General features: G+C 68.7%; 6 protein-coding genes and 1 pseudogene. All 7 read left to right on the forward strand.

Annotation, left to right across the window (positions count from 1 at the left end):
- Window positions 1-72 precede the first annotated feature (72 nt).
- Window positions 73-1227 (forward strand): GGDEF domain-containing protein, encoded by a 1155-nt coding sequence (locus tag NBRGI_RS44300; RefSeq protein ID WP_081878252.1) that lies wholly within the window; start codon window positions 73-75, stop codon window positions 1225-1227.
- 91 nt (window positions 1228-1318) lie between these two features.
- Window positions 1319-2911 (forward strand): AMP-binding protein, encoded by a 1593-nt coding sequence (locus NBRGI_RS27455; RefSeq protein ID WP_029900098.1) that lies wholly within the window; start codon window positions 1319-1321, stop codon window positions 2909-2911.
- A gap of 159 nt (window positions 2912-3070) precedes the next feature.
- Window positions 3071-4381 carry an FAD-binding oxidoreductase gene (locus tag NBRGI_RS27460; protein WP_029900099.1) on the forward strand — a complete coding sequence of 437 codons (1311 nt, stop codon included), beginning with the start codon at window positions 3071-3073 and terminating at the stop codon, window positions 4379-4381.
- 266 nt (window positions 4382-4647) lie between these two features.
- The gene (locus NBRGI_RS27465) at window positions 4648-5889 is read left to right on the forward strand and encodes an oxygenase MpaB family protein (RefSeq protein ID WP_029900100.1); all 1242 of its coding nucleotides are present in this window, start codon (window positions 4648-4650) and stop codon (window positions 5887-5889) included.
- 154 nt (window positions 5890-6043) lie between these two features.
- Complete coding sequence (locus tag NBRGI_RS27470; RefSeq protein ID WP_051728069.1) at window positions 6044-6349, forward strand: PepSY domain-containing protein; 306 nt, start codon at window positions 6044-6046, stop codon at window positions 6347-6349.
- 110 nt (window positions 6350-6459) lie between these two features.
- Window positions 6460-7194: a helix-turn-helix domain-containing protein gene (locus tag NBRGI_RS27475; RefSeq protein ID WP_036561118.1), complete on the forward strand. Its 735-nt coding sequence runs from the start codon at window positions 6460-6462 to the stop codon at window positions 7192-7194.
- Between the two features lie 48 nt (window positions 7195-7242).
- Window positions 7243-7668, forward strand: a pseudogene (locus NBRGI_RS27480) (sterol desaturase family protein); the annotation flags it as partial.

Raw genomic sequence — 7668 nt, forward strand, 5'->3', positions numbered from 1 at the left:
ACGGGCACGAATCTTGTCGGGGTGCACAAACAGACCGGAGACTCTCTTGCCGACGTGAGGGCGGTGGCTTTGGTGACCAGCAGCCGAGCGATGGTGCGCTCCTGGTGGCGGTATCGGGTCGATTACCGATGGCTGATCGAGACGTTCGAGGCGCACTCGGCGCTCGGGCCGCTGAAGTTCATGATGGGCTGGGGCGGCATCGTGATGGGGTCGATCACCCTGCTGGCGCTGGCCTCCCAGGGCGGCCAGCGCGGCGTCGCGGGCGATATCCAAGCCGTCGTCGTCGCCGTCACCGCCGGATTGTGGACCCTGCGCTGGTGGCTGTTCGCGTGGCCGCGCGAAACCGAATCGCTCATGTGGGTCGCCGTGGTCGACATCGCCGTGACCGCGAACAACGTGATGGTCCAGGACCGGTTGCTCGGCGCGATGGGCTGCGTGCTGCTGGTGACGACCGGCGGGTACATCACGATCTTCCACGGTCCACCGGTGCTGGCGCTGCACGTCGGCTTCTCCGTGCTGTCGATCCTCGCCCTGGCCGCCATGATGGTCGCCGGTGGGCCGGGCGGCAGCGGGCACGGCCGGGGCGATCTCGCTCTGGGCGCGGTGGTCGTGCTGGTCATTCTCGTGGTCACCGGCGTGGTGCTGCCGGTCGTCCAGTTCTGCAACTGGCTGCTGCGCCTGGACGCCCTTTCCGATCCGCTGACCAAGGTGCTGAACCGGCGCGGCCTCGATTCGCATCTGCCCCGATTGTTCCGCGCCCGCGGCCGGGACCACGGCGTCTACGTCGTGACGCTGGACCTCGATCGATTCAAGTCCGTCAACGACACCTTCGGTCATTCGTTCGGTGACGAAGTGCTGGTTCGCACGGCCGAATGCCTGCGCGCCGCCGCACCGCCCGGCGCCGTCGTCGTACGCACGGGCGGCGAGGAGTTCGTGGTCGTCGGCCGGTTGCACGGCGCCGACCTCGGCGCAGTCGCCGAACGACTGCGGCAGGCGGTCGAGTCCATGCCTCGGCTGCCGCAGACCATCACCGCCAGCGTGGGTGCGGCCCGGATCGACCCGGTCAACATCGGGGACCACCGGCGCGTCCCGATCGACCGCACCGTGTTCCACACCGCCGACTCGGCGATGTACCGCGCAAAACAATTGGGCGGTAACGCCGTCGTGATCGCCGAGCCGGTGCCGCGGCCCGAACCCGTGCGCCGGGAGACGCGGGAACGGCGGTGAGCGGCAGGTCTACGTATTGCCAGAATTCGCACAGTCACATTGAGTCAATTGTCAATAGCGCGGCGTGTGCGCGATGCATTGGGATTGACCCATGGAACGAGTGCACCTGCCGTCTTCCCGAGAGGCCCGCACGTTGCCGACCCAGCTCCGGCAGGTCGCGGTGCTGCACCGGGCCGGGATGATCGACCTGCGCCGCCCCGATCAGATCGTCCGGACGATCCGGTCGGTGCGGACGCTGGGACCGATCGCGGGGACGGTGGCGATCGCGGCGCTGCGCTACCCGGACCGGATCGCACTCATCGACGAATCGGGTCTGCTGACCTATCGCGAGCTCGCCTACAGCACCAACGCGCTGGCGCAGGCCTGGCTGACCCAGGGCGTGTCCGCACGCACGCCGATCGGTGTGCTGTGCCGCGATCACCGCGGCATGGTGCAGGCCCTGATCGCCGGCGCGAAGATCGGCGCCCGGGTCGTGTTGCTGAACACCGGTTTCGGCGCGCCCCAGCTCTGCGACGTCGTCGCCAGAGAGGGCGTCGGGGCCATCCTCGCCGACGACGAATTCGGCTCGGCCACAGCGGCTCTCGGACCGGAAGTCCGGCGCCTCGACTTACGCGCCGCGAAGAACAGCGTCGTCACCGGGCCACCCGCTCCGGCCACCCAGGGCGGCTTCGTGATCCTCACCGGCGGCACCACGGGTACACCCAAAGGTGTGCCGCGCAAGGTCGAAACCCCCTTGGCCGCAGCGCAATTCCTTGACCGGGTGCCCTATCGCAGCGGAGGCGTCACCCTACTGTGCGCTCCGCTGTTCCACGGTACGGCGTTGACGCAGTTCATCATGTCGCTCTCGCTCGGCTGCACCGTGGTGTTGCACGGCCGGTTCGACGCCCGTCGCGCCCTGGCACAGATCCAGGAATACCGCTGTACCGCAGTCGTTCTGGTGCCGACGATGTTGCGCCGGATACTCGATCTCGGCCCCGAGGAGATCCGCGGCTACGACACGAGCAGCCTGCGCATCGTCTTCTCCGCGGGCGCCGCGCTGCCTTCGGCGCTCGGCTCCCAGGCCATCGAGCTGTTCGGTCCGGTGGTCTACAACTTCTACGGCTGCACCGAGACCGGCACCGCCACCATCGCGACCCCGCAGGATTGGATCGCGGCGCCGGGCACCGTCGGCAAACCGCCGGTCGGCATCGTCGTGCGACTGTACGACAACGGACAGCCGGTGACCGAGCCGGGAGCCAAAGGCACTGTGTACGTCGGCAATTCGATCGCCTTCACCGGCTACTCCGGTGGCGGCGGCAAGAACGTCGTCGACGGCCTGATGAGCACCGGTGACGTGGGGCATTTCGATGCGGCCGGCCGGCTGTTCATCGACGGCCGCGACGACGACATGATCGTCTCCGGCGGCGAGAACGTCTTCCCCGGCGAGGTCGAGGATCTGCTCTACCGGCACCCGAAGATCACCGAAGCGGCCGTGATCGGCGTGCCGGACGAGGAATTCGGCCAGCGCCTTGCCGCTTTCCTGATCGCGCACGACGATCTGAGCGGCGACGAGGTCCGCGCCTACGTCCGGGACCACCTCGCCCGCTTCAAGGTCCCCCGCGATGTCCGATTCTTCGAGGACCTGCCCCGCACGCCCACCGGCAAGATCGACCGCAGCGCCCTCGCCGCCCTGGCGCTGACCTGAGTCTCCCGTAGACTTCGCCGCGACCTGGCGAGATCTCGTCCGTGTCACACTTTCCCGCGCTCATTCGTCAATGCGGTGCCGGGCAACGAACAGCCCGTTTCCCCGGCGCGGATCGCTACCGCGCCACCCGAACGCATTCCGGAAAAGTCAGGACGCAACATGACATTCGCCGATCTTCGCAACGCCGTGCAGGGCCGGGTACTGGTTCCCGGTGACGCGGACTTCGCCGCTGCCGCACAGCCGTGGAATCTCACCGTCGCCCAGCCGGTGGCGGCGGTGGTCGAGGCCGCCGACGCGGCCGATATCGCCGCGGTGGTGCGCCACGCCCGCGCCGCGAACATTCCGGTCGTCACCCAGCCGACCGGCCACAGCGCGACCGGCGGCGTCGAGGCGGCGATCCTGGTGCGTACCGGCCGCCTCGACAGCGTGGCGATCGACGCCACGCAGCGCATCGCCCGAGTCGGCGCGGGTGCGAACTGGGGGCAGGTACAGGTCGCGGCCGGCGCGCACGGACTCACCGGGCTGGCCGGCAGCAATCCGGTGGTCGGCGTGACCGGCTACACGCTGGGCGGCGGGCTCAGCTGGTTCAGCCGCAAATACGGCTGGGCCTCGGATGCGGTGCGCGCCTTCGAGATCGTGACCGCCGAGGGTACGCGGGCCCGGGTCACCGCCGCGGACGATCCCGCGCTGTTCTGGGCGTTGCGCGGCGGCGGTGGCGATTTCGCCGTGGTGACCGGACTCGAATTCGATCTGTTCCCGGCGCCCGGCCTCTACGGCGGCCGGACGATGTGGCCCGGTACCCGTACCGCCGAGGTCTTCGACCTGTTCCAAACGCTCACCGCCGGTGCGCCCGACGAACTCTCGGTGTGGTTCCACCGCTTCCAGTTCCCGGACGCGCCGCCCATGGTCGCACTCGATGCCGCCTACCTCGGCGACCCCGAGGTAGGTCGCGCCCTGCTCGCCCCGCTGGACGCGATCGGCGGCGCCGTGGTGGACAAGCGCGGCCCGCTGCCGGTGGCGCGACTGGGCGAGATCACCACCGAACCCACCGACCCCAGTCCGTCTGTGTCGCACGGTGAACTGCTCACCGATCTGGGCGACGCAGTGGTCAAGACCCTGCTCGACCAGCCGGTCGCACCGCTGGTGAACATTCAGGTCCGGCACCTGGGCGGTGCGCTCGCCGCCGCCCGGTCCGACCGCGGTGCGCGCGGGTCGGTAGCCGAACCGTATCTGCTGTATCTGCTCGGGCTCGGCCTGCCACATCTCGCGGATGCGGTGCGCGCCAAGCGATCCGAGATCGTGGCGGCGATCGGCGGGCACCTCGGCGGGCTCAAGCCCTACACCTTCCTCGGCTCGCAGGAGTCGGCCGCCGCGGCATTCGACGAAGGCACGCTGACCCGGTTGCGAGAGATCAAGCAGGCTCGCGATCCGCACTCGGTGATCCGCGCGAACTACCCCGTGCTCGGTTAGTCCACTACCCCGCCCGCACCACGCGGGCGGGGCGCTAAGTTATCAATACTTCCTCCGCAACAACCTCGCTGCCATAGCCCTACCCATGGTTGTCATTCAGCAAGTATTCAACTCTCGCATCGATTTTGACCAATTCTCCGGAAGCCGCCCCCATACCGAACGCGCCTTGCTAAGTTAATGACTATTCTTTCACTCGATGCGCGGATCGGCGCGACGTGACCGGCCCTGCGCGGCAGGGTGGCGTCAGCTCAGTGAGGAGTATCGCCGTGGATCGAATCAGTAGGCGAAACGCGTTGAAGGTCGGTGCGACGCTGGGCGCGGCCGGCGCGATCGCGCGAGTGTCACCGGCGCGGGCACAACCGTGGAGCTGGTCACCGGACGGCTCCGTGGCGGGCAGCGGGGCCGGCGCGGACCCGATGACCGTGTGGGATTCCGAGGCCGACCCGGTGGTCGCGGCACTGCTGGAACGCAACGAGGTGGGCCGGGTGAACGAGCTGTTGCGGACGTGGACCCGCAACGGCCAGCCCCTGCCCGCAGGATTGCCCACGGAGCTGCGCGATTTCATGGAATACGCCCGCCGGCTTCCGCAGTGGACCGATCCGGGCAAGCTCGGCACGGCGGTCGAGTTCAACAAGAAGCGGGGCCTGTATCTCGGCGTGCTGTACGGCTTGGCCAGCGGCATGATGAGCACCGTCATTCCCAAGGAGGCGCGGGCGGTCTACTACTCCAAGGGCGGTCACGATCTGAAGGACCGGATCTCCAAGACCGCGAAGCTCGGCTACGACATCGGCACCGCGAATGCCTATGCGCCCGACGGCGAAATGATCGTCACGTGCGTCAAGACCCGCCTGGTGCACGCCGCCGTGCGGCACCTGCTGCCGCAGTCCCCGCACTGGGTGCACGCCGCCGAAGAAGACATCCCGATCAGCCAGAACGACCTGATGGTGACCTGGCACAGCCTGCCGACCACCGTCATGAAACACCTGCGGGCGTGGCAGGTGCCCATACCGGCGCACGAATCGGACGCCTTCCTGCACTCGTGGCAGGTCTGTGCGCATATGCTCGGCATCCGCGACGAGTACATTCCCGATTCGTGGGCCGAGGCGAATTCCCAAGCGGCACAGGTACTCGACCCTGTCATCGCGGCGACCCCCGAAGGCGCGGCGCTGGCCGACCGGCTGTTGCGATTGGGCGTGAACCTCGATCTGGCGATCCTCAGCAAGCCCGTGCTCGGCGCGTTCACCCGATTCCTGCTCGGCGACAAGATCGCCGATGGTTTGGCCATCCCCAGAGAACCGGTCTGGGACCCGCTGCTGCGGGTAAGTTGGGGGCCGTTCATCGCGGTGCGCGAAGGATTGCTCCCGGTGGTACCGCTCGCGCCGGACGCCTACTGGCTCTTCGACGAATTCCTGCGCCAGGCGGCCCTGATCTACCTGGCCGAACTCCGGCTGCCGATCAGCATAGAAATCCCGCAGCTGAACCGGGACATGAATCGACCGCCCCGCTGAATTTCCCGTGCCGGGCAAAGTGCCGCCTCGCCCCGCAGCGCTGAGATCCCGAACGCATATAACGGAGCTCACGTGGTAGTTCCCCGCAAAGGGCGCGGCAGCCGCCATCGGCATCGGGTCGCGCCACCGGCGTCACCGACTGAGGAGGATCACCATGCTCTATGCACCCCGCCGTCCCGGCTCCGGCCTGCGCAAACTCACTATCGGTGCGACGCTGGCCGTCGCGCTGATCGGTGGCAGCGCGGTGGCCGGCGCGCAACCCGCCGTCACCGAGCAGGAGGCGCTCGACGCGGCCCGCAACGCACTGATGGGCGCGACCGTGCAGTCCATCGAATTCGACACCTCGGACGGCGCGCCCAAGTGGGAGATCGACGTCAAGACCCGGGACGGCGGCGGCTACGAGGTGGCCGTCGACGCGCGCACCGGCACCATCGTTTCCATCGACGAGGACAACGACTGACCGCTACCGCTCGAGCAGCCGAACGACGCCGGGTTACTTTGTAGCGATCATCCCGCACGGGGTGTCGGACAAGCGAGGTAGCCCGGCGACGCGGGCGGTGGGAGGCCGGGGTGCAACGGTGGCACGGCACCGCGTTGCTCCGACCCGGCACCCTCGCGTTCGCAGGTGCCATCGGGACCACCGCCGCGCACGCGCACCACGCGGTGCAGTTGATGACCGCGCCGACCGAGTTGCTCGTCGTGGACGGAAACGGCAAGCAGCACAGCGGGACCCACCTCATCGTCCCGGCCGACGCGGTACACCGCATCGATACGGGCGCGGCCATCGGCACCGCCGTGTTCCTCGATCCGGACAGCGAGCCCGGTCGCGCCGCGCACCAGCGGGCCCGCACCGACGGCTGGACCGCAGGTTTCGGCTTCCCCGCCACCGTCGGCGAACACGGGCTCGATGCCTTCGTCACCGCCCTCACGACCGCACTGCTGCCCGCCGATCACCGGCCCGACCGCCACCCCGCGGTCGAGGCGGCGATGGCACTGCTGCCCGACCTGGTCGCCGCGGGCACGATCAGCACCCGCGACCTCGCCGGACATGTCGGTCTCTCCGCGACCCGGTTGACCCATCTGTTCACCGCGCAGGTCGGAATTCCGTTGCGCCGCTTCATTCTCTGGCTCCGGCTCGGCCGCGCCATCGCCACCGCCGCGGCGGGCGCGGACCTCACCACCGCCGCGCATGCCGCCGGGTTCGCCGACAGCGCCCATCTCACGCGCACCTGCCGCGAGATCTTCGGCCTGCCACCGTCGGCGCTGAGCCGGAACCTGCACTGGGACATCGCGCATACGCCGTAGCCGAAACGTTCAAGCCGGTACCGGCCGTCCGCCGCCACGATCGTCCCCATGACCAGCACGACCGACACCCCCACCGGGTGGCACCAGCTCACTCGATACGCCTACGTCCCGTTCATGTTGCTCGGCCTCAACGGGGTCGGCATTGCGCTCGCTGCCGCGCACACTCCCGAATACTGGCTCCTGTCGGTGCTCGCGGTGGCCGTCGCCACCTCGTTCCTGGTGGAACGGATCATCCCGTACGAACCCGAGTGGAACGGTCCACAGGCCGACAGTCGTCGCGACCGCATCCACACCGCCGTCAACGAAAGCCTGCTCCTCGTCAGTGTCGCCGCCATTCCCGCGCTTGCGGTGATCGTGCCCGCACCTGCCCTCTGGCCGAGCGGCTTGCCGTTCGTGCTGCAGGTGCTCCTCGCGGTGCTGATCGCCGATTTCGGCATCACGCTGGTGCACCTGGCCAGCCACAAGATCGGCCTG

This window comes from Nocardia brasiliensis IFM 10847, assembly GCF_000710915.1.
GTDB lineage: Bacteria > Actinomycetota > Actinomycetes > Mycobacteriales > Mycobacteriaceae > Nocardia > Nocardia brasiliensis_A.